The organism is Corynebacterium sp. AOP40-4SA-5 (genome assembly GCF_052377355.1).
Lineage (GTDB): Bacteria > Actinomycetota > Actinomycetes > Mycobacteriales > Mycobacteriaceae > Corynebacterium.
In genome coordinates, this window is the sequence record NZ_JBQSWS010000012.1 from 24,750 (window position 1) to 45,943 (window position 21,194).

The 21,194-nt window shown below is 70.3% G+C and carries 17 protein-coding genes; 1 reads left to right on the plus strand and 16 read right to left on the minus strand.

What is annotated here, in order from left to right:
* Nucleotides 1–230 precede the first annotated feature (230 nt).
* The 8 genes from holA to nadD all read right to left on the minus strand — a co-directional run bounded on the left by holA (nucleotide 231) and on the right by nadD (nucleotide 8,343).
* Nucleotides 231–1,220: a DNA polymerase III subunit delta gene (gene holA, locus ACT3S3_RS08815; RefSeq protein WP_441579167.1), complete on the minus strand. Its 990-nt coding sequence runs from the start codon at nucleotides 1,218–1,220 to the stop codon at nucleotides 231–233.
* 31 nt (nucleotides 1,221–1,251) lie between these two features.
* Nucleotides 1,252–1,737, minus strand: a complete 486-nt coding sequence (locus ACT3S3_RS08820) for a TIR domain-containing protein (RefSeq protein WP_441582100.1) — start codon at nucleotides 1,735–1,737, stop codon at nucleotides 1,252–1,254.
* 53 nt (nucleotides 1,738–1,790) lie between these two features.
* A complete protein-coding gene (locus tag ACT3S3_RS08825) occupies nucleotides 1,791–3,845 on the minus strand; it encodes a ComEC/Rec2 family competence protein (RefSeq protein WP_301442041.1) in 2,055 nt (684 codons plus the stop codon).
* Complete coding sequence (locus ACT3S3_RS08830; protein WP_441579619.1) at nucleotides 3,826–4,665, minus strand: ComEA family DNA-binding protein; 840 nt, start codon at nucleotides 4,663–4,665, stop codon at nucleotides 3,826–3,828. Before ACT3S3_RS08830 ends, ACT3S3_RS08825 begins: the two co-directional genes overlap by 20 nt.
* A 303-nt stretch (nucleotides 4,666–4,968) precedes the next feature.
* Nucleotides 4,969–6,258, minus strand: a complete 1,290-nt coding sequence (locus ACT3S3_RS08835) for a DegV family protein (RefSeq protein WP_441582098.1) — start codon at nucleotides 6,256–6,258, stop codon at nucleotides 4,969–4,971.
* The gene (locus ACT3S3_RS08840; RefSeq protein WP_301441719.1) at nucleotides 6,255–7,001 is read right to left on the minus strand and encodes a histidine phosphatase family protein; all 747 of its coding nucleotides are present in this window, start codon (nucleotides 6,999–7,001) and stop codon (nucleotides 6,255–6,257) included. The genes ACT3S3_RS08835 and ACT3S3_RS08840 overlap by 4 nt, the downstream gene beginning before the upstream one ends.
* Nucleotides 7,002–7,007: 6 nt before the next feature.
* The gene (gene rsfS / locus ACT3S3_RS08845; RefSeq protein WP_301441720.1) at nucleotides 7,008–7,496 is read right to left on the minus strand and encodes a ribosome silencing factor; all 489 of its coding nucleotides are present in this window, start codon (nucleotides 7,494–7,496) and stop codon (nucleotides 7,008–7,010) included.
* 109 nt (nucleotides 7,497–7,605) lie between these two features.
* The gene (gene nadD / locus ACT3S3_RS08850; protein ID WP_441579621.1) at nucleotides 7,606–8,343 is read right to left on the minus strand and encodes a nicotinate-nucleotide adenylyltransferase; all 738 of its coding nucleotides are present in this window, start codon (nucleotides 8,341–8,343) and stop codon (nucleotides 7,606–7,608) included.
* Between the two features lie 171 nt (nucleotides 8,344–8,514).
* Here nadD and ACT3S3_RS08855 point away from each other — a divergent pair, with 171 nt between their 5' ends.
* Entirely contained in the window at nucleotides 8,515–9,453 is a 939-nt protein-coding gene (locus tag ACT3S3_RS08855; RefSeq protein ID WP_441579618.1) for a YwiC-like family protein, read from the plus strand.
* Between the two features lie 15 nt (nucleotides 9,454–9,468).
* On the opposite strand, the gene ACT3S3_RS08860 is transcribed toward ACT3S3_RS08855, so the two are convergent.
* The 8 genes from ACT3S3_RS08860 to ACT3S3_RS08895 form a co-directional block, all read right to left on the minus strand.
* Nucleotides 9,469–10,272: a hypothetical protein gene (locus ACT3S3_RS08860; protein WP_301441722.1), complete on the minus strand. Its 804-nt coding sequence runs from the start codon at nucleotides 10,270–10,272 to the stop codon at nucleotides 9,469–9,471.
* A 484-nt stretch (nucleotides 10,273–10,756) separates the two neighbouring features.
* Nucleotides 10,757–12,097, minus strand: coding sequence for a glutamate-5-semialdehyde dehydrogenase (locus ACT3S3_RS08865; protein ID WP_301441723.1), 1,341 nt, complete (start codon nucleotides 12,095–12,097; stop codon nucleotides 10,757–10,759).
* Between the two features lie 79 nt (nucleotides 12,098–12,176).
* Nucleotides 12,177–13,484 carry a glutamate 5-kinase gene (gene proB, locus ACT3S3_RS08870; protein ID WP_441579617.1) on the minus strand — a complete coding sequence of 436 codons (1,308 nt, stop codon included), beginning with the start codon at nucleotides 13,482–13,484 and terminating at the stop codon, nucleotides 12,177–12,179.
* Between the two features lie 188 nt (nucleotides 13,485–13,672).
* The gene (obgE, locus tag ACT3S3_RS08875; protein ID WP_441579616.1) at nucleotides 13,673–15,187 is read right to left on the minus strand and encodes a GTPase ObgE; all 1,515 of its coding nucleotides are present in this window, start codon (nucleotides 15,185–15,187) and stop codon (nucleotides 13,673–13,675) included.
* 96 nt (nucleotides 15,188–15,283) lie between these two features.
* Nucleotides 15,284–16,249, minus strand: coding sequence for an ABC transporter substrate-binding protein (locus tag ACT3S3_RS08880; RefSeq protein ID WP_444626682.1), 966 nt, complete (start codon nucleotides 16,247–16,249; stop codon nucleotides 15,284–15,286).
* 111 nt (nucleotides 16,250–16,360) lie between these two features.
* Nucleotides 16,361–16,627 carry a 50S ribosomal protein L27 gene (rpmA, locus tag ACT3S3_RS08885; RefSeq protein ID WP_038549531.1) on the minus strand — a complete coding sequence of 89 codons (267 nt, stop codon included), beginning with the start codon at nucleotides 16,625–16,627 and terminating at the stop codon, nucleotides 16,361–16,363.
* Between the two features lie 59 nt (nucleotides 16,628–16,686).
* A complete protein-coding gene (rplU, locus tag ACT3S3_RS08890) occupies nucleotides 16,687–16,989 on the minus strand; it encodes a 50S ribosomal protein L21 (protein ID WP_301441726.1) in 303 nt (100 codons plus the stop codon).
* Nucleotides 16,990–17,303: 314 nt separating this feature from the next.
* Nucleotides 17,304–20,840 carry a translation initiation factor IF-2 N-terminal domain-containing protein gene (locus ACT3S3_RS08895; protein WP_444626684.1) on the minus strand — a complete coding sequence of 1,179 codons (3,537 nt, stop codon included), beginning with the start codon at nucleotides 20,838–20,840 and terminating at the stop codon, nucleotides 17,304–17,306.
* Between the last annotated feature and the right edge of the window lie 354 nt (nucleotides 20,841–21,194).

Consider the following 21,194-nt stretch of genomic DNA (forward strand, 5'->3'; position numbering starts at 1 on the left):
CCTTTCGTTCGCGTAAGATGCTGGAGAGCCTGAAGTGTCACGTCACGGTTTCCACGGTGCTCTGTGGAGTACGTCACACCGGACTGACCCCGACCACGGTATGGCCCCCGGCCGCCCCTGACGACCACTCTGAAAACATCACTGTGCGAACATAATTTTGCCGATGGCGACAACCCCGGTCACGCCACCGGCCACCCCCACGGTCACCACGGCGCCGGGGGTGAGACAGCTCACCCCCGGGCGAGTTCGGCGATCCGCCGCACCGCGTCCTCCACCGCCCAGTCCGCGTCCGCGGCATGCCCCTTCACCCCGGCGTCCAGCTCCGCGACGATCTGGACCGCCGCCGCCACCGACGACGCCTTCCACGACCTCGCCGAACGCACCGTCTTCTCCAGCTTCCACGGCGGCATGCCGTACTCCCCGGCCTGCTGCCGCGGATTCACCCGCGCCCCGTGCACCCGGGCGATGTCGTCGATGCCGCCGGACAACGCCGAGGCCAGCAGCACCGGGGGCACCCCGAGCTGCAACGCCCGGCGCGCCGAGCCGAGCGCCTGGTCGGCGCGTCCGGCGATCGCCAGGTCGGCGACGTCGAAGCCCGACACCTCCGCCGAGCCCTGGTAGTACCGGTGCACCGCATCCTCGGTGACCTGCCCGTCGGTGTCGGCGACGAGCTGGCTGATCGCGCTGGCGAGCTCGCGCAGGTCGGTGCCCACCGAGTCCAGCACCGCTGCGGTGACGTCCGGGGTCACACGCACCTTGAGGTCACGGAACTCCTGCTCCACGAACCCCTGACGCTCCCGCCCCTTGAGCTCCGCGGCGGAGAACACCTCCACCGCACCCTTCGACCCCTTCTTCGGCAGGCTCGTCGCCAACGCCTTCTGACGCCCCTTGCCCGTGTGCTGCAGGATCAGCACCACACCCGGCGCGGGGTCGGACACCGCCATCTCGATCATCGCCACGGAGTCCTTCGCCGCCTCCTCCACGCCGGTGACCACCACGATCCGGTCCTCGGCGAACAGCGACGGGCTCAGCAGCTCCGCGAGTTCACCGGCGTTGAGCTCGGAGGTCTTGCGCATGTCCACGGGCAGGTCGTCGATGCCGGCGTGCGCCCGGGTCGCCGCGACGATGCGGTGACGGGCACGCTCGGCGAGGAAGCTGTCGGCACCGACGATGAGGTTCACCGGTGCGGGGGGACGGGGACTCGTTGCCATGCGGCCCATCCTATCGGCCGCCCCGGACACGGCCGTCGGCTCACGCCCCGATGACCCCCTGGCCCGCCCACTCCGGCAGCCGTTCCCGCAGCGTGGCCAGCGTCGCCGCGGAGTCGATCTCCCCGTGCTCGTCGCGCTGCGTGGGGTCGAACAGGGGCACGCCGTGCACCCCGTCGACGCGCCCGAACGGGTCCTCCCCTTCTTCTCCCACCTCCCCTTCGGCACCTGCCAGCCCGTGGATCCGCACCCCGAGCAGCGGTATGCCGTCCTCCCACGCCTGCTCGATCTCGTGACGCACCCAGTGCCGTCCCGCGGTCTCGCCGCCGACGAGCACGATGACCACGTCCGACGCCGACATCTTCTCGTCGACCCACTCCTTCACCGCCCGGTTCCCCCCGGCCTTCACCCGGTCCCACTCCTGCTTCTCCAGCAGCGGCTGCCCGGTCACGGTGTCGATCTCGTGCACCAGGCGCACCCGGTGGTCGTCATTCTTGTGGTGGAACGAGTAGTACGCAGTCGTGGTCACGGCCATCCTCCTGGTTTCAGGGACAAACACGTCCACACCGAACATACCCCACCTCACGGACTCCCGTCCGCGTACAGTCCGTCCTCCCCGAGCACCACCGTCCCGTCCCTGCACGGGAACGCCACCGGCACGCCGGCGGGCGTGCGGCTCGGCATCCCGCGGCTGCGCCCGCACGCCGTGGCCACGTACAGGTCAGGACGCTGCGGCGACGCCTGCGCGTTCAGGCGGTACTCGTGCAGCAGCACCGCGTCCTCGTCGGCGAGGACGACCACCGGCGCGTCGCTCCCGCCGTCACGTCGCAGGATCTCCGGCGTCCCGGACGCCATCCGCACGCCCACCGTCCACGGCACGTCCCCCAGATCGTCCGCCCACACCCGCTGAAGCACGTCCGCCCCCGTGTCCTGCGCATAAGGCCCGGTCGACAAGACACCGGCGCGCACACCGGCCACCGTGGCCAGCGCGGCGAGCAGCACCACCACTAGCGCCGCACGCCGCCAGCGTGCCGACACCACTACCGTCACCACGGCCACCGCGACGAGAACCAGCACCGCCGCAGCCACCATGCCGCCCGGGGTGTGCAGCACCGGGACCTGCGACAACCGTGCCGCCACGGTCAGGATCCACCACGCCGGCAGCGCCGCGCCCCACAGCACCACCGTCGCCGCGCCGACGTGCACCCCGGCCAGCAGCGCGCCGAGCATGCCCACCACCGTCACCGGCGGCACCGCCACCCCGACCAGCACATTGGCCAGCACCGCCGTCGGGGAGACCACCCCGGTCATCTGCACGATCACCGGGGCGGTGACCACGTCCGCCACCAGACTCACCGCCACCAGGCCCACCAGCATCGCCTGCCACCGCGCCGGCGGATGGTGACGCCCCCGCCGGGCCGTCCTGCGCCGCGTCCAGCCCTGCAGCATCCGGCGGGCGACCAGCGGCGCCAACGCCACGATCCCCGCCGTCGCCGCGACCGACAGAATGAACGCGTACTCCACCGCCAGGCCCGGATCCACCGCCAGCAGCACGACCACCGCCGCCGACAACGCCGCATACCCGTGCGCCCGACGCGCCGACAACGCCGCCACCAACCCCACCGCACCCATCACCGCGGCCCGCAGCACACTCGGCTCCGGGCCCACCAGCAGCACGAACGCCACCAGGCAGGACGCCGCGGCCGCGTAGCGCGTCCACCGCGGCCAGCCCATCGCCGTCGCCAGCACCAGCACGCTGCCCGTGACCATGGCGAGATTGGCGCCGCTCACGGCCGTGAGATGGGTGAGCCCGGTGGCCAGGAACTGCTCGCGCACCACCGGATCCTGCATGCTCACGTCGCCGACGACCATGCCCGGCACCAGGTCACCGGTGCCACCCGGCAGCCCCTGCGCCGCCTGCGCCAACCCGGCGCGCAGGTGCGCGGTCACCCCGGCCAGACCGTCCGGCGCGGCGACGACCTGCGGGACGCCGGACGCCGACAGCCGCAGCGGCACCATCGCCGCGTCCTGCGTCCCCGACGCCACCGCCTGCAGCGCCAGCGTCGTCCCCGGCTGCCACGACAACACCGCCGGCTCCACGTCGCGGGCGTCGAGGAACACCGGCACCGTGCCCAGCTCCTCCACGCGCACATTCAGCAGGACGCTGCCGCCCGGCAGCCGCTTCGGCGCCGTCGCCAGCTCCACGTCCTGCGCCAGGCGCGTCGAAGTGCCACGCAACTCATGGCGGTCCACCCGCGCCACCAGCCAGGACGCCCGGCCCGACCACGCCGCGGCCACCGCCGCCACCAACGCACACGTGCGCACGACCACCCGTGGCCGGTCCTCCGCCACCGACGCCCCGGGGCGAAACGGCCCCAGACACACCACACCCGCCCCCGCCACACCGGCGGCGACGAGCAGACCTGCGGCGATCCACGGGGTGCGCACCACGATCGTCAGCGTCACCGCCAACCACACCGCCACCGCGAACGGCACCAGACGCAGATCTGGGCCCCGACGTGCACGCACCACGTCCGGGCTGACCGGATCACGGTCCCTGGCCGACCACGGCGTGCCCGACCCCGGGTGCGGAGTGAGGTCGGGGTTGACCGACCAGTCAGACCGTGACGCCGTCACGCAACGCCTCGAACTTCGCCGGCCCGATGCCCTTGACCTCCATCAACTGCTCCACCGCACCGAAGGACCCGTTCGCCTCCCTCCAGGCGACGATCGCCTCCGCCGTCGCCGGGCCCACCCCGGACAACGTGGCCAGCCCGGTCGCGTCCGCGGTGTTGATGTTCACCAGGCCGGCGCTGTCCGTGCCGCCTGGTTGGCCCTCTTGCTGTCGGTTCTGTTCTTGCTGTGCCTGTTGCGGTGACTGCTGCTGCGCGGGTTCGCCGCGCTCCCCCGGGTACAGCACCCGCGAGCCCTCCGGGTCCACCACGATCTGCATGCCGTCGACCACGGGTTCGGCGAGGTTGATCCCCTCCACACGACCGTCCCCCCGGACCCCTCCCGAGCGGTCGATCACCTCACCTGCCCTGGTCCCGGCGTCGACGGTGACCAGACCCGGCCGGTGCACCAACCCCTGCACCGACACCACCACAGGCCCCACACCTGCGGCGCCGTCCCTGTCACCGTCCCCGTCCGCGCCAGTTCCCCCGGTGTCCCCCGCCGGCTCTACCCCGGCGACCCCCGACACCCCTGGCACTCCCGCCTCCTTGTCCTCCCCTGGTGACAGTCCTGCCACGACGTCCCCCCGGGCATCGTCGCCGGCGCCGCCACCGTCCCTGTCGTTGACCAGCATCACCCCTCCCACCACGACCACCAGAGCCGCGACCGTCGCCATCATGATCCGGGCGGACCTAGGACCGATCACGGTCCGACGCTCGAACCGGACATCCGCCAGCTCATGGCCCGGCACCGGCTGGGTCAGGGCCTCCACCCTGTCAGCCACCGCCTGCCGTGTGCCGCCTCGCCGGCGTGATGCCGGTGTCCTGTGCTCTGCGTCTCCGCCCATGGGTCACCATGTAAGTGCATGCCCGGACACCAGCTGCCCCGGTTCCTCCCATCGCCCCAGGACGCTGTGGACAACCCGGGGGCTGTGGATGAAATCCCCGCGCTGCCCGCCGGTCCGCCCCCCCCCTGCAGAGCGATCACCCTCCCAGGCAGCGATTCTGGCTGTTTTCCTACCTGGGAGGGCGACTATTTCACGTACGGACGAGGGGCAGTGCGGGACAAGTCCTGAGCTAGTCCTGAGCTAGTCCTGGACCAGGGAGACCCCGAGTGCCCCGGGGCCGGTGTGCACCGCCATCGCGTGGGAGATGTCCACCACCGAGATCACCACGCAGTCCGGCAGCTTCTCACGCAGGTTCGCGCGCAACTGCTCGGCAGCCTCCTCCGCCTCACGGTGGTGCACGGCCAGGTGCATCGGCACGCGGGGCAGGTCGACCAGCGGAACGAGGTCCTCGCCACGACGCCGGGACCGCGAACGCTCGGACTCAGCCTTCTCCGGCTTCTCTGCCTTGTCTGTCTTCTCGGCCTTGTCAGGCTTGTCGGCCTTCTCCTTGTCCGCCTTGTCTCGGCCACCGAAGCTGAAGATTCGGGGACGCTCCGAGGCATCGTCGGATTCGGGCTTCTCCGTGGATTCCCCGGTGCCGGCGTCCTCCACGACCTCGTCATTCCCGGCGGAGTCATCGTCGGACGGAGACACGGCTTCATCGGAATCATCGGAATCGCCAGCAGCATCAACACCGTCAACATCATCCGCGCTGTCGGCACCGTCCGTGTCCACCGTGGCGGTGACCTCGTCGGCCTCCGATGCAGCGACCGTCGCGGCAGGATCCCGGGACGCCGCTCCCTCCGAGCCCTCCGAGCCCTCCGAGCCTTCCGGGCCGTCCGACTCCGAATCCTCCAGCTCCTCCGCCGGCAGCAACCCCTCGGCCACGCCACGGTAGGCGTTGGCGGCGAGGGTCACCATGCGCTCCATCGCCTTCGAGCGGGTACGGGTCTTCGCCGCGAGCTCCAGGCGTCCACCGGCCAGGTGCATGATCGGCTTGATCGCCAACGCCGTGGACAACAGTCGCTGACCTGCGGTGAGACGTCCACCGCGGGCCAGGGTGTCCAGCCGGTTCACGAACAGCCACAACTGGCCGGTGTCGATGGCGTGCTGTGCGACCCCGCGGCACTCGTCCAGCGAACCACCGTCGTCGGCGCAGCGTGCCGCGGCGATCGCCGCCTGCCCGATGACCATGCCACCGGACATGGTGTCGATGACCTCAACCCGCCCGTCGAGCACGGCGGCGGCCTGCGACGCAGACGACCAGGTGCCGGACAGTTCCTTGGAGATGTGCAGGGCGACGACCCCGTCGTCCCCACCGCGTTCCAGCAGCCGGGCGTAACAGGCCGTGAGCTCCAGTGCCCCGAGTCCGGCCGTCGTCTCGTCCTCCCCCTCGCCCTCGGCGTGGAAGTCCAGGACGGTGATGCCGTACTCCGTGGCCAACGCCGGAGGCAGGCACGCCGACGAGTCGGTGACCACCAGTACGCTCATCGCCCGGTCACCTCACCTTCGTCCGCGTTCACCACGGCCACCGGCCTCGGCGCCGCAACGCCCACGTTCCACCCCTCCAGGAACCAGCGGGGCTCGCGCCACAGGGCCGGGTCGCCAAGATCCACGGTGGGACGCGCGACCAGCTGCGACCAGCGTGCGTTCCCCAGGCCACCGAACATCGGGTAGTGCTCCGTGGGGATGCCGAGCAGGCGGGAGGTCAACGCGGCGATGGTACCGCCGTGCGCGACGAGCATCACCGTCCCGGCGTCCCACGCGTCGTCGGCCATGAGTTCGTCGACGAGTTCGGAGGCACGGTCGGAGACCTCCAGGCGGGTCTCCCCGTTCGGCGGTGCCCACGTGGGGTTCAGCCGCCAGTGGGAACGCTGGCCGGGGAACACCGCGTCCACGTCCTCGTGGGCCTTGCCGGACCAGTCACCGAGGTCGGTCTCGCGCAGCCGCGCGTCGGTGGTGTAGCCCATGCCGAGGGCCTCGGCGAGCAGGGCGGCGGTGTCGCGGGCACGCTGCAGGTCCGAGCTGACCACCGTGCCGATCGGCCAGGTGCCCAGCTCCGCCGCGGCGGCCTCGGCCTCGGCGCGTCCTGCGGTGGTCAGCGGCGTGTCCAACTGACCCTGCATACGTCCGGCCAGGTTGAACTCGGTCTGCCCGTGGCGGATCAGGATCAGCCTGCGTTCGGGCAGACGTGTCCCCTGGACCTGGGAGGACACCCCCGGGGACACGGTCACCGGTTCCTAGAGCTCGTCCTCGTCGGGTGCCGGGCCCGCCAGCGGCAGGTCGGCGACGCTCTGCGCGGCGAAGGGGTCGTCGGCGTCGATCTCCTCGGCGCTGACGTCGCTGGCCCAGAAGCCACGGTCGGCCTGCTCCACACCCTCGACCTCCACGGTCGGGCAGTCGCGGTACAGGCGGTCGAGGGCGTAGTACTCGCGCTCCTCGCGGCGCTGGACGTGCACCACGATGGTGCTGTAGTCCAGCAGGACCCACCGGTTGTCGCGGTGGCCCTCGCGCAGGCGGGCCTTCACGCCGACCTCGGCGAGCTTCTCCTCCACCTCGTCGACGATGGAGTTGACCATGCGCTCGTTGTCGCCGGTGGCCAGCACGAAGCAGTCCGCCAGCGGCATTCGGGAGGTCACGTCGAGTACGACGACGTCCTCGGCGAGGCGCTCGGCGGCGGCGCGGGCGGCGATGCCCGCATGGTTGATGGCGTCGGAGCTAGCGGTCACGTGGTGCCGGATCCTTCATGGGGGTAGAGGTCAGATGTTTTCCGCCAGTGATTCTACAAGCCGGACGTCGGATCGCAGCATCAGGCACCCGGCGACCTGCCGCAGGGGCTCAGAACCAGCCGTCGGGGAAGCGGTCGCCGTCCTCCTCGGGGTTCCAGTCCACGTCCGGCTCCACGTCCGCGTCGGGATCTGCCGGGTCCCCCAGTTCCCCCAGGTCCTCCGGGTCCGACACCGCCCACGGCAGCCCGCCGTGGCTGTCCTTGTTGCCGCGCCGGTACAGCGCGGTCTTGCCGATGTACTGCACCACCCCGTCGGGCACGAGGTACCAGACCGAGCGTCCGTCCTGCGCGCGCTCGCGGATGTCCGTCGAGGAGATGGCCATCGCCGGGATGTTCACCAGGCTCAACCGGTCGGAGTCGACCTGGCTGCGCAGCGCCTCCCCGGCGTCCGCCAGGTCGTAGCCGGGACGTGTCACGCCCACGCAGTGCGCGAGGTTGAACACGTCCTCCCAGTGACGCCAGGTCACGATGCGTTCCAGCGCGTCCGCCCCGGTGATGAAGTACAGCTCGGCGTCCGGGTAGCGGCGCTGGATGTCCTTGAGCGTGTCCACGGTGTACGTCGCCCCGGGCCGGTCGATGTCCACGCGCGACACCAGGAACTGCGGGTTCGCCGCCGTGGCGATGACGGTCATCAGGTACCGGTCCTCCGCGGCGGTGACGACCTTGTCGCGCTTCTGCCACGGGTGTCCGGTGGGCACGTAGATCACCACGTCCAACCCGAACCGGTCGGCGACCTCGCTGCCGGCGACGAGGTGCCCGTTGTGGATCGGGTCGAACGTGCCACCCATCACCCCGATACGCTCCGGCGGCTTGTCCGGGAAACGGTCGGGACGGTGTTCCGGACTATGTTCCGGACGCTGTTCCGGTCGGCGGTTCTGGCTCACGTCCGCCCATGCTACGGGTAACCCAGGTACGAAAGAAAGCACGACGAACGTATCTCACCGCGATATCATTTCCCCATGGCGACGAGACTGAACCCGTGGATCCCCAACCAGCACGGCGCATGGCCGATGGTGGTGGTCCCACCGGTCATCGCACTGTTCTGGTGCCTGAAGATCTGGGACACGCTCACCCCGGCCAACCTCGGCGACGGGCTGCACGGCACCGCCGGCATGGCCCTGACCTTCCTGGCGGTGACGGTGGCCTGGACCGTCGGCTACCTGGCGTTCTTCGCCATCGGACTGTTCATGCGCTCGCGCAACCCCACGATGCGCCGCCGCGCGCGCACGCCCGCGCTGGTCTACGGGACCCTCGCCGCTCTCGCCGGCCTCGCCGCACTGCTGCTGCAGCCGCACCTGCTGTGGTGGGTGTTCGTCTTCGGCCCGCTCGTCGCGATCGCCGTGTACGAGACATGGCGGGGGACGCCCCGGTCGTTGGCGTCCGGCGTGGCGACCACGGCCGCCTCGGCGTTCATCGTGCCCGTCGGCGCGACGATCGCCCTCGGGGCGTCCTCCCCCGTCGGTGGCGGGGTGACGTGGACGTCCAACCTGTTCACGCCGGACGTCGTCGACGCGCTGCCGGCGGCGGTGTGGGTGAGTTTCCTGTGGCTGCTGCTGTACACCGTGGGCACCGTGCCCTACGTCAAGACCATGATCCGCAAGAAGGGCGACCGTGCCTGGCTGCTCGGATCACAGATCTACCACCTCGCCGCCCTGCTCGCCGTGGCGGCGACGCTGTTCGTCAACCACGTGCACTGGGCCGCCTGGCTGCTCGCGGTGGTCGTCTTCGCCGCAGCGCTGTGGCGCTCACGGGCGGTGCCAGCGTCCGCCGCAGCGGGGACGCCCTGGCCGCCGAAGAAGGTCGGCATGCGCGAGATGCCGCTGCACCTGGGCGTCACCGTGGCCTGCATCATGGCCGCACTGCTGTACTCCGGCCCGCTGGTGCTCTTCATCCACTGACTTCTACCGGGCTGTTCATCGGGTGGCCGTGACGAGGCCGGCGAGGACGTCCGCCGCCTCACGCTCACCGGGGCCTGCCGCATCCGGGTCCACTACGGCGTCGCGGAAGTAGGTGTCGTGCGCACCGGCGCCCTCGTCGTCCTGCAACGCGGCGACGACCGCGCGCGGGCCCGTGTCGCACGCGAAGTCGTCCGGCAGACAGAAACTGTGCACCGGGACATCCGCCATCGCCCCGCCGCCGATGAGCTCCGGGGCGCGGTGGAACGGATTGCCCAGGTACACCGCGCCACGTAGCCGACCCTGCGCGGCGAGCACGTGCTGCACCGGGGCGAGCGCCGCGACACCCTGCGAATATCCCAGGCCCACGTACTCCGGCCGGCAGCCTGACTCGCGCTCGTACTCCTCGACCATCTCGATGCCGCCGGGCAGCCCGCGGGCCATGGAGTCGACGAACAGGCCCACACCCGAGACGATCGTCGCCGGGCCGGGGTCCTCGCCGGCCTCCCCGACGGGGAACCGTGCAGGGTAACGCTCGGCGTCGACCGCCAGCACGGTGCTCTCACCTGCAGCGAAGAGGCCCGGGTGGGTGGCGCTGGCGTAGGTGAGGAAGCGGTGGAGCGTCTCGCCCTCGTACCCGTTGGAGAACCCGTTGGACGCCTCGGGCGCGTACGTCTCCTCCTCCTCACTGCCGCGGGCGGCGAGGGTGACCACCGACGGGCACTGGGGTGTTGCCTGGGCCGTCGCCGGAGTGACGATGGCGGCGACCAGGGTGGCGGTCAGTACCATCACGGTGAGAGTCTCCCGAGAATGTTTCGTCATGCAAGGCATCCTACAGAGAGCCGCCCCTCAGGCCCGTCACACCAACCTCGCGGGGTTGTCCCGTCGCCGTTGTCCACGAGCCGCGACCCTCTTCACCACTCTCCCCTGCCCCCGCTGCAGAGCGATCACCCCTCCAGGCAGCATTTCACCCCGATTCCCTACCTGGGCGGGCGACTATTCCGCACCCGGGACCGAGGCGGCGGGGGCTGTCGGCGGAGACGGCCGGCGCGCGCGGGAGCACTGCACCGCGGGCGGCGACTCGGGCGTTCCCCTCCCCGCGCAGACAGCAACCCCGGAGGTCAGTCACACCAACCTCCGGGGTTGCGAACTCGCCGCTCCCCACGGGCCGTGCCGCTCTCCCCCACTCGGCCCGGCCCCCGCTTCAGAGCGATCACCCCTCCAGGCAGCATTTCACCCCGATTCCCTACCTGGGCGGGCGACTATTCCGCATGGAGGGGGCGCCGCCCGCGGGAAGTACAGCTAGCTAGGGCCGGACCTGGCCCTCGCCGTTGACGATCCACTTCGTGCTCGTCAGCTCCGGCAGGCCCATCGGCCCGCGGGCGTGGAGCTTCTGGGTGGAGATGCCGATCTCGGCGCCGAAGCCGTACATCTCACCGTCGGTCCAGGCGGTGGAGGTGTTGATCATCACCGCGGCGGCGTCCACGTTCTGCTCGAAGTACTTCGTGGCCTTGTAGTCCGTAGCGCTGATCGCCTCGGTGTGGCCCGTGGAGTAGCGGGTGATGTGGGCGACCGCGGCCTCGACCCCGTCCACGATCGCCGCGGCGATGTCGAAGGAGCCGTACTCGTCGGTCCAGTCCTTCTCCTCGGCCTGGACCACGTCGCCCACGCCCAGGGCGGAGAGCTCGGAGACCTCGCCGTGCACGGTGACCCCGGCGTCCTGCAGGGAGGTCAGAACGCGCTTCTTGTCCTCGTCGGGCAGGGCGGCGTCGAGCAGCACGACCTCGGTGGCGTTGCACACCGAGCAGCGGCGCGTCTTACCGTTGATGACCAGCTCGATGGCCTCGTCGACGTCGGCGGAGCCGTCCACGTAGAAGTGGCAGTTGCCGGTGCCGGTCTCGATGGCGGGCACGGTCGCACCGGTGACCACGGCGTTGATCAGGCCCGCGCCGCCACGCGGGATCACGATGTCGACCAGGCCACGGGCGGTGATCAGGTCCTGGACGGAGTCGTGGGTCTCGCAGGGAAGCAGCTGCACGGTCTCGCGCGGCAGGCCGTGCTCCTCGCACACGTCCTGGAGGATCTCCACGAGGCGGGCGTTGGAGTTCTGTGCGGACTTGGAGCCACGCAGCAGCGGCACGTTGCCGGACTTCACGGCCAGGCCGAAGGCGTCGACGGTGACGTTGGGGCGGGCCTCGTAGACCATGCCCATCACGCCGAGCGGCACGCGGACCTGGCGCATCTCCAGGCCGTTGGGACGACGCGAACCGCGCACCACGTCCCCCACCGGGTCGGCGAGGTCGGCGACCTGGCGCAGGCCGCCGGCGATGCCCTCCACGCGGGCGGCGTCCAGGCTGAGGCGGTCGATGAGGGACTCGGACATGCCGCGCTCCCGTCCGGCGTCGATGTCGCGGCCGTTGGCCTCGAGCACGGAGTCGGTCTCGGCGACGAGGCGGTCGGCGGCGGCGAGGAGCAGGTCGTTCTTCTGCGTGGTGGTCAGCGCGGGACGCTGGGAGACCTCGCGGGCCTTCTGCGCCTTGGCGAGAACCTCCTCGCGCTCGGCGGCGCGCACGGGAGTCAGCCCGGCGGTGTCGCCGGAGGTGGCGGTGGCGGTGGACGGGTTCTGGGCGGTGTTCGCGTCGGTCATGACACCCAAGGTTACGTGACCGGCACACAAAAATCACCCAGATTGTTCAACAATCTGGGTGACCGGCTCAGGCGGTGGGTCAGCTCGTCGCGCCGTAGACCCGCGACTGACGGTTCGAGTACGTCGCCATGTAGTCGGCGTGGATCACCGGACGCTGCGCGAACTCCGGCAGGTCCGCGGTCGACTTGCCGACCATGCCCTCCAGCGTCGCGGAGTCGTAGTTGACCTCGCCGCGGCCGATGAGGTCGCCGTCCGGGCCCACGATGTCCAGCACCTCGCCGGAGGTGAAGGCACCGTCCACCCGCGCGACGCCCACGGCGAGCAGGGAGCTGTGGCGTTCCATCGCCGCGGCCGCACCGGCGTCCAGGTGCAGCGTGCCGGCGGAGTCGGCGGCGTAGAGCACCCAGAACTTCCAGGCGGACAGGCGGTCCTCCCGCGGCCAGAAACACGTGCCGACCATGGCCTCGTCCAGCGCCGCGCCGATGTTCTCGGTGGACGTCAGCAGCACCGGGATGCCCGCGCGCGACGCCAGCCGGGCGGCGGACACCTTCGCCGCCATACCGCCGGTGCCGAGCCGTCCCCCGTCGCCGGCGACGACGCCGCGCAGGTCCTTGCTGGTACGCACCTCGGCGATGAAGCGGGCGTCCGGCTCGGCGGGGTTGCGGTCATAGAGGCCCGCGACGTCGGAGAGCAGCACCAGCGCATCGGCGTAGGTCAGGTGGGACACCAGGGACGCCAGACGGTCGTTGTCGCCGAAGCGCATCTCCGAGGTCGCCACCGTGTCGTTCTCGTTGACGATCGGCACGGCGCGCAGCTGGCGCAGCCGGTCGATGGTGCGCTGCGCGTTGCGCGCGCGGTCACGCCGCGCCGCGTCGGAGGCGGTGAGCAGCACCTGACCGACGGAGCGTCCGTACCGCGCGAAGCTGCGGGCCCACTCCTGGGCGAGAAGAACCTGGCCGGACGCCGCGGCGGCCTGCTTCGTCGCCAGGTCGGTGGGCTTCTGCGCCAGGCCCAGCGGGCCCATGCCGCAGGCGACGGCGCCGGACGACACGACGATCACGTCGGTGTCGCGGTCCATGCGCGCCTCCAGCGCGTCGGCGATGACGTCGATCCGGTCCGGGCTGACCAGGCCGGTCTCGTCGGTCAGGCTGGACGAACCGATCTTGACGACCACACGCTTGGCGGTGCGGATCGTCTCACGGACGTCGGAGTGGTGGCCGTAGGCCGGGGAATCCTCACTGACCTCGGCGTCCGGGAATTCCTTGGAGGTCGCCGGGATGACGGGACCGGGCTGATGCACAGCATCCGTCCCGAACTCCAGGGGCGCAGGGTACTCAAATACCGTGGGCTCTGCGGACATGTCAGAGGCATCAGTGGTGTCAGACATGTCTTTCATTATGGACCAGTGGCACCGTTCCTCGCCACGAGACGGGCGAAGGGGCCCCGCAACGGGAGGGAACTCGGACACGTCCGACGAAACTCCCACATCGCGGGGCCCCGCACCCTCCCCCGGAATCGGGTGTCCGGGTGGCTGGGCGTGGCCCGAAGAGGCTCAGGCTGAAGTCGGTCTGGGGATCAGCCCTGCCAGCGCTCGCGGTCCGGCTCCTCGCCGTCGCCGAAGTCGTACTCGTCGATCAGGCCGCGGCGGGCCTGGGAGGCACGCTTGCGCTCGTCGGAGGTGGAACGCCCCGTGCGGTCCAGGCGGCGGTCCGTGCCGCGCCCGGAGGGCAGCAGGTCCACGCCGGCGGAGGTCTGCGGTTCCCACTCGAAGGTGATCGCACCGATGGTCACCTCGTCACCGGCGGAGGCACCGGCCTTGTACAGCGCCTCCTCGACACCGGCCTTGGCCAGGCGGTCGGCGAGGTAACCCACGGCCTCGTCGTTCTCGAAGTCGGTCTGGATGATCCAGCGCTCCAGCTTCGAACCGGAGACGATGTAGGCGTCCTCGAACTCCGGGTCCTTGCTGACCTCGAAGTCGGCGAACTTGCCGCGGCCCTTGCCGCGCAGGTTCTTCGGGGTGACGACCTGCGGGGCGACCTCCTCGACGGGGTGGGCGCGCCGGTGCTCGGAGACGATCCCCATCAGCGCGTAGCGCAGCGGGTCCAGGCCCTCGTGGGTGGCGGTGGAGATCTCCAGGACCGGCCAGCCGAAGGCCTCCTCGAGCTCGGGGCGCATCATCTCGGCCATCTCGCGGGCGTCCGGCACGTCGATCTTGTTCAGGACGATCACCCGGGGGCGGTCGCTGAGGTCGCCGAGGCCGGCGTCCGCCGACAGCTCAGACTCGTAGTCCTTGAGCTCGGTCTCCAGGGCACGGATGTCGTCGACCGGGTTACGGTCGGACTCCAGCGCCGCGCAGTCCACCACGTGCACGAGCACGGCGGTGCGCTCGATATGGCGCAGGAAGTCCAGGCCCAGTCCCTTGCCCTGGCTCGCACCGGGAATCAGACCGGGCACGTCGGCGATGGTGAAGACCTCATGGCCCACGTTGACCACGCCCAGGTTGGGCTGCAGCGTGGTGAAAGGGTAGTCGGCGATCTTCGGCTTGGCCGCACTCAGCACGCTGACCAGCGAGGACTTACCGGCCGACGGGAAGCCGACGAGGCCCACGTCCGCCATGGACTTGAGCTCCAGGGTGATCTCGCCGATCTCACCGGGCTCACCCAGCAGGGCGAAACCGGGCGCCTTACGTGCCTTGGACACCAGCGAGGCATTGCCCAGACCACCGTGGCCACCGGCGGCGGCGACGTAGCGCTGCCCCTTGGTGGTGAGGTCGGCGAGGACCTCGCCCTTCTCGTCGAGCACGACGGTGCCGGCGGGCACCTGGACCACGAGGTCCTTGCCGCGGGCGCCGTGTCGGTGGTCGCCGGAACCGGCGGCACCGCGCTCGGCCTTGATGTGCGGGTGGAAGTGGAAGTCGAGCAGGGTGTGGACCTGCGGGTCGACCTCCAGGACCACGTCCCCGCCGTGCCCGCCGTTGCCGCCGTCCGGGCCGCCGAGGGGGACGAACTTCTCGCGGCGCACCGAGGCGCAGCCGTTTCCGCCGTCGCCGGCCTGCAGATGCAGGACGACTCGGTCCACGAAGCGTGACATGATTGGACGCCCTCCAGTTCAGGCGGTTAAAAGGGGTGGTTGGAGAATCCCGACGATCCTACCACCCGCTCCGGACACGGGCCTCAGCACCGCAGGTCAGGCATCCCCGATCAGCTCCATCATGTCGTCCAGGACCCGGTCGGCGGCGACGACCGAGGCGTTGAGGAACCACGGGTCGACCTCCACCTCGAAGGCACGCCCCTCCTGCACCACGGGCAGCGCGGTCCACGAGTCGCTGGAGGTCACGTCCGCCGCACCCTGCGGGAAGCCGTAGAACAACCAGTCCGCGTCGAGGTCCGCGGCGTTCTCCAGGGAGATGTCGTGGCCCGGGGCGTCGTCGAAGGTCTGGTTCTCCGGGCGGGTCAGCCCGGAGTCGACTGCCACGATGCTCGCCAGCGCCCGCGCGTCCATCATGAGGTACTCGTCGCCCTTGCCGCGCACCAGCGACACCGTGCCGTCGCTGCCCCGGCGCTCCGCCCAGTCACGGGCTCGGGTCTCGTAGCTCTCCAGGAGTTCCTCGGCCTGGTCCGGGACACCGAGCGCGTCGCCGATCACCCCGAGGTCGGCCTTCCACTCCTCCGACCCGCCGTTGGACAGCACCACCTCGGCGAGCTGGCCGAGCTGGTCGAGCAGGGTGGGGTCGGCGCGCTTGTTGGACAGGATCAGGTCGGGGTCCAGTGCGGCGACGGCCTCCAGGTCCGGCGCCTGGCGCTCACCCACCGACTCCACGGTGTCCAGGTCGAACTGCGATCCGAAGCGGTCCTTGACGAAGTCGGGGATGCCGTCGGAGACCGTGCCGACGGAGCTGGCCAGGGCGATGCCGACGGGCAGGGCGCCGAGGGCGAGGCAGGTCTCGAACTGCCCGGTGTTCAGCGCGACGACGCGCAGCCCCTGATCCTCCGAACCGCCGGCCGCGCCGGAGGGTTGGGTGTCGCCGCTTCCGCCGTCTCCCCCGCTGCCGCAGGCCGCGAGCAGACCGGTGGCGCCGAGCCCGAGGGCCCCGGCGAAGAAGGCACGGCGGGTGATCCCCGCCGCTGATGCTGTGAGGTTCGGTGAGTTCATCAGAACTAAAGATAGCCTCACCATTGGTCACGGCGCAATGCGCAGAACAAAACCCCGGGACATCAGGGATGTCCCGGGGCTCTACCGCCGCGGACGGCGGTGACCGGAGGTTTAGGCCTCGACGGTCTCGTTCTCGACGATGTTCACCAGACGACGGTTACGGCGGGTGCTGAACTGCACGGCGCCGCCCTTCAGGGCGAACAGGGTGTCGTCGCCGCCGCGTCCGACGTTCTCACCGGGGTGGAACGAGGTACCGCGCTGACGGATCAGGATCTCGCCGGCCTTGACCTGCTGACCACCGAAACGCTTGACACCGAGACGCTTGGACTCGGAATCGCGACCGTTGCTGGAGCTGGAAGCACCCTTCTTGTGTGCCATGGTCTTTTCCCTCCTCGGAAAAGCTCGTACCGCCGCGCGGGACGCAGCGGTCGCTGGGTTTACTTGATGCCGGTGACCTTGAGGACGGTCAGCTGCTGACGGTGGCCGTAACGACGCTTGTAACCGGTCTTGTTCCGGTAGTGCATGCCGTTGATCTTCTTACCCTTGGTCTGGTCGACGATCTCGGCAGCAACGGTCTTGTCGGCGAGGTTGTCACCGGAAGTGACGTCAGCGCCATCGACGAGGAGAACCGGGGTGAGGGCCACGGACGAACCGGGCTCTCCCTCGATCTTCTCGACCTTGACGAGGTCACCTTCGGCAACCTTGTACTGCTTTCCGCCGGTCTTGACGATCGCGTACATGGAAGGGCTACCCCTTTGTTTCTCTACTCGGCTCAGGCCGCCCCTCCACCGAGCATCCCCGCACGGGGCGGGACACGGCCTGAAAAGGCAATCTGACTGGACTTCATTGCTTATTTCACTGCGTCCGACCCGATCGATTCTGCGCCGGACGTGCGGCGCAACCGTAGCTCCCCGGTTGTAACCGGGGTGCCGACGGACACGATCGACCAATGGTCGAACAGCGACTATGCAAGGCTACCGCCCTACCCCGGGAAAACAAAATCTCCACCGCTTCCACAGGGTGCGGGCCGGACGGGGAACGACACGCCGGTGATTCACCGGGCGCTACGCACCACCCGGCGTCGGCCCCTGCGGTCCGAACGCACCTGCGGGACCGCTGAGCGCGCGGGCTCGGGTGAGGACGACTCGGCGACGTCCTGTACTGCCTCAGCGGGCTCGGCGGGACGTCCGGCGTCGGACGCCTCGGCACCGTAGTCCTGCGGCCGCGGGGCGACGTCGGAGCGGGAGTTGCCGCGGACGCGTCGGCGACGACGCGGCGAGCGCTCGAACGCCTCCTTCGCCGACTCGTAGTCGCCGGCAGTCTCTGCGGCAGCCTCGGCGACCTGCTCGACAGCAGGCTCGGCAGGCTCAACAACCGGCTCGGCCGGGGCCACGCGGCGCACCACGCGGCGACCGCGACGGTCCTTGCGACGCGACGTTGCCACCGGCGCCGGAGCGTCCTGCGTCGGCTCGTCCTGCGCCGGAACGTCCTGCGCGGGTTCGTCCTGAACGATGCCGCGCAGGAGCTGCTCCGTGGCGTCGTCGGCGGACTCGCTGAACTCCTCGTCAGACACGTAGTCCGAGCCGCTGGGCTCGTCCGGGTCCTCCTCGCCGGCGCGGCTCAGCGCGTAGGCGACGATGTCCTGCACGGACTCGGGACCCGAATCCGGGGCCGACCCCTTGCGCCGTCGGCGACCGCCCTGCGCGTGGGTGCCGTGCACGGTCTTGGCGACCTCGGCGGTGGCGTCAGCGGTGGCGTCGGCGGTGGCGTGCTGGTCCTCCTGCGCGGGCGCAGGGGCGTCCTCGATGGCGCTGTCCTCGTAGCGCTTGCGGATCTCCTGCTCGTGACGGGCCTGCTTGAGCCCCTCGCGGCCACCATGGTCGCGGCGCTCCTGGCGGTCGTCGACCTCCTCGTGCTCCACCGGGTCGTCGTGCAGGATGATGCCGCGGCCGTGGCAGGTTTCGCACTGCGTGGAGTAGGTCTCCACCAGGCCGACGCCCAGGCGCTTACGCGTCATCTGCACCAGGCCCAGGCTGGTGACCTCGGAGACCTTGTGCTTCGTGCGGTCGGCGGCGAGGTACTCGTGCAGCCGGCGCAGCAGCAGGTCACGGTTCTCCTCGAGCACCATGTCCACGAAGTCGACCACGATCATCCCGCCGATGTCGCGCAGGCGCATCTGGCGCACGATCTCCTCGGCGGCCTCCAGGTTGTTCTTGGTGACCGTCTCCTCGAGGTTGCCGCCGGAGCCGACGAAGCTGCCCGTGTTGACGTCGATGACCGTCATCGCCTCGGTCTTGTCGATGATCAGGTAGCCACCCGACGGCAGCCAGATCTTCTGGCTCAGCGCGTTGGACAGCTGCGCGTCGAGCTCGTAGGCGGCGAAGACGTCGTCGCCGCCGTGCTCCTCGGGGTTCCAGCGCACCACGCGCGACTCCAGGTCCGGGGCCATGCGGTGCACGTAGTCGCGCACCCGCTGCCAGGACCGGTTGCCGTCGACGACGAGTTCGTTGAAGTCCTCGTTGAACATGTCGCGAACCACCTTGACCAGTAGGTTCGGCTCCTCGTACATGGTCACCGGGGAGGCGCCCTTCTTGGCGCGCTCCTTCTCCTCACGCTCGGTGATGTCCACCCAGCGGCGGTGCAGACGGTCGACGTCCTCGGCGATCTTCTCCTCGCTGACACCCTCGGCGGCGGTGCGGATGATCGTGCCGCCGTCCTCGGGCACCACGCGCTGCAGGATCGACTTGAGACGCTTGCGCTCGGCCTCCGGCAGCTTGCGGGAGATGCCCTGCGTGCGTCCGCCGGGGACGTACACGAGGTAGCGTCCGGCGAAGCTGACGCGGTTGGTCAGCCGGGCGCCCTTGTGCCCGAGCGGCTCCTTGATGACCTGCACGAGCACCTGGTCTCCCTGCTTCAGCGCCGATTCGATGCGCCGCGAACGGCCGCGGACGTGCCCGGAGCGCCAGTCGACCTCGCTGGCGTAGAGCACGGCGTTGCGGCCCGTTCCGATGTCGACGAAGGCGGCCTCCATGCTGGACAGCACGTTCTGCACGCGCCCCAGGTAGATGTTGCCGATGGTGGACTGCTGGTCGTCGCTGGTGACGAAGTGCTCCACGAGCAAGCCGTCCTCCGCGACGCCGACCTGGGTGGTCCAGCCGTTGCCGTCGTGACGGTGGGCGTCGCGCACGACCATGGAGCGGAAGATGTTCTCGCGGCGCGCGAGGAACTCCGCGCGGGTGACCGCCCGGTGCTTCTCGTTGCCCTGCTCCTGACGCCACCGGCGCTTCGACTCCAGCCGCGTGGAACCCTTGAGCTTCACCGGCTCGTCGACGACCGGGGTCTGCTCGGGGGCCTTCTCCTGGGACTTCTCCTGCTGCGAGTCCTGCTGCGTGTCCTGCGCGGACTGTTGCTTCTGCTGCTTCGGCTGGTCCTGCTTGGGCTGCTCGTTCTGGTCCTGCTGGTCGGCGCGGCCCCGGCCGCGACCACGGCTGCCGCGACGACGACGGGAGGACGCCGACCCCTCGCCCTGCTCGTCGGACGCCGGAGCGTTGCTGCCGGCGTTGTTGCCGCTGTTGTTGACGCTGTTTTCTTCCTCGCGTTCGCGACGCAGTGCCTCCGCACCGGCCGCCGCGCTGCGCGAACCGACACGTCGGACGATCCGACGACGCACCACCGGACGCGGCGCCTCTGCCTCCGGCTGTGCTTCCGCCGCGGCCTCCTGCACCGGTTCCTTCACCTGCTCCGGCTGGGGCTCGGGCTGGGGCTGCTGCTTCTTTTCGGCCTGCTTCTTCGGGGCCTGCTTCGGAGCCCGCTTCTTCGGCGCCTGCGCCTTCGGGGCGGCCGCCTGCTCCTGCTTCTGCTCGGTCGCGGCGGTGTCTGCCGTGTCCGTGCCATCCGTGGTGTCCCTGGTGTCCATGGCGGCGTCCTGTCCGGCCGGACGGCTCACGCGCCGACGCCGGCGACGGCGCGACGCCGACCCCGTGTTCTTCGTCTCGGGCGTCTCGGATGCCTCCGGCGCTGCCGCGGTCGACTGCTGTGCCGGCTTCGCCTCGGGCTCGACAGCCGCGAGGGGCTCAACTGCCTCGACGGGCTCAGCAGGTGCGACGGGGGCCGCGGCCTTGCGCGTCACCTTGCCGGAACGTGCCCGACGACGCGTCGGTGCCGCCTGCTCCTTCGGCGGCTGCGCCGATTCGACTGCGGGCTCTACTACGGGTTCTGCCGCGGGCTCTGCCGCGGCAGCGGCCTCAGCGGCAGGCTTCGTCTTCGTCGCCGTCGTCCGCGGCGCCCGCTTCTTCGCGGGAGCCTTCTTGGCCGGGGTCTTCTTCGCGGGGGCCTTCTTCGCGGGAGCCTTCTCCGCCTTCTCAGCCTTCCCGGCCTTGCCGATCTCGCCGAGCACCCGCTCCGCCTCGGCACTGGTCACCGTCGACGCGGCCCGCTTGTTCTCCACACCATGCTCCCCCAGCACGGTGATCATCTGCGCGCTCGGGATCCCCAGGGCCTTGGCCAGTGCGTGGACACGGACCTTCTCCCCCAGGTCGGCGACCTTCACGTCTGCCGCAGCTGCGGCAAGTTCCTGGCCTGTCTTCGCCATGCTTTCTCCTCTTGACCTGCCACGTACGGAACGTCGTTCGCGACCGCCCACCACGTCCCGACGCTCTCGTCGAGGTGGTGCGGTCGCGGCGTCCCCGTCAAGGACGTCCCGGTGGACGGCCCGGGAACTGGTCCCCGGGAAAAGAGCGGGCGCGTGTGATCGGTCCGATCAGGTCGCAGCCACACTGTCGCGTCGTCCACCCGAGTCGTACGGGGTCGTGCCGCCGTGGCATTCATATTCGATGTTGTCTGCACGGTTGTCGTGCCTAGAAATCTGTCCGACATTCGGAGCACACCGTCTTCCCGGGTGCTGCACGTGTCTCCGCACATTGTTGCACACTGCGGCCGCCGGACG

Coding starts and splice junctions, on each gene's coding strand:
- ACT3S3_RS08865 (WP_301441723.1), bottom strand. CDS start 12,097: ATGACCGACGCGAACACCGCCCAGAACCCGTCCACCGCCACCGCCACC.
- nadD (WP_441579621.1), bottom strand. CDS start 8,343: ATGGGTGGCACGTTCGACCCGATCCACAACGGGCACCTCGTCGCCGGC.
- ACT3S3_RS08855 (WP_441579618.1), top strand. CDS start 8,515: ATGGCGACGAGACTGAACCCGTGGATCCCCAACCAGCACGGCGCATGG.
- ACT3S3_RS08880 (WP_444626682.1), bottom strand. CDS start 16,249: ATGAACTCACCGAACCTCACAGCATCAGCGGCGGGGATCACCCGCCGT.
- ACT3S3_RS08860 (WP_301441722.1), bottom strand. CDS start 10,272: ATGACGAAACATTCTCGGGAGACTCTCACCGTGATGGTACTGACCGCC.
- obgE (WP_441579616.1), bottom strand. CDS start 15,187: ATGTCACGCTTCGTGGACCGAGTCGTCCTGCATCTGCAGGCCGGCGAC.
- proB (WP_441579617.1), bottom strand. CDS start 13,484: ATGTCTGACACCACTGATGCCTCTGACATGTCCGCAGAGCCCACGGTA.
- rpmA (WP_038549531.1), bottom strand. CDS start 16,627: ATGGCACACAAGAAGGGTGCTTCCAGCTCCAGCAACGGTCGCGATTCC.
- holA (WP_441579167.1), bottom strand. CDS start 1,220: ATGGGCCGCATGGCAACGAGTCCCCGTCCCCCCGCACCGGTGAACCTC.
- ACT3S3_RS08895 (WP_444626684.1), bottom strand. CDS start 20,840: ATGGCGAAGACAGGCCAGGAACTTGCCGCAGCTGCGGCAGACGTGAAG.
- ACT3S3_RS08835 (WP_441582098.1), bottom strand. CDS start 6,258: ATGAGCGTACTGGTGGTCACCGACTCGTCGGCGTGCCTGCCTCCGGCG.
- rplU (WP_301441726.1), bottom strand. CDS start 16,989: ATGTACGCGATCGTCAAGACCGGCGGAAAGCAGTACAAGGTTGCCGAA.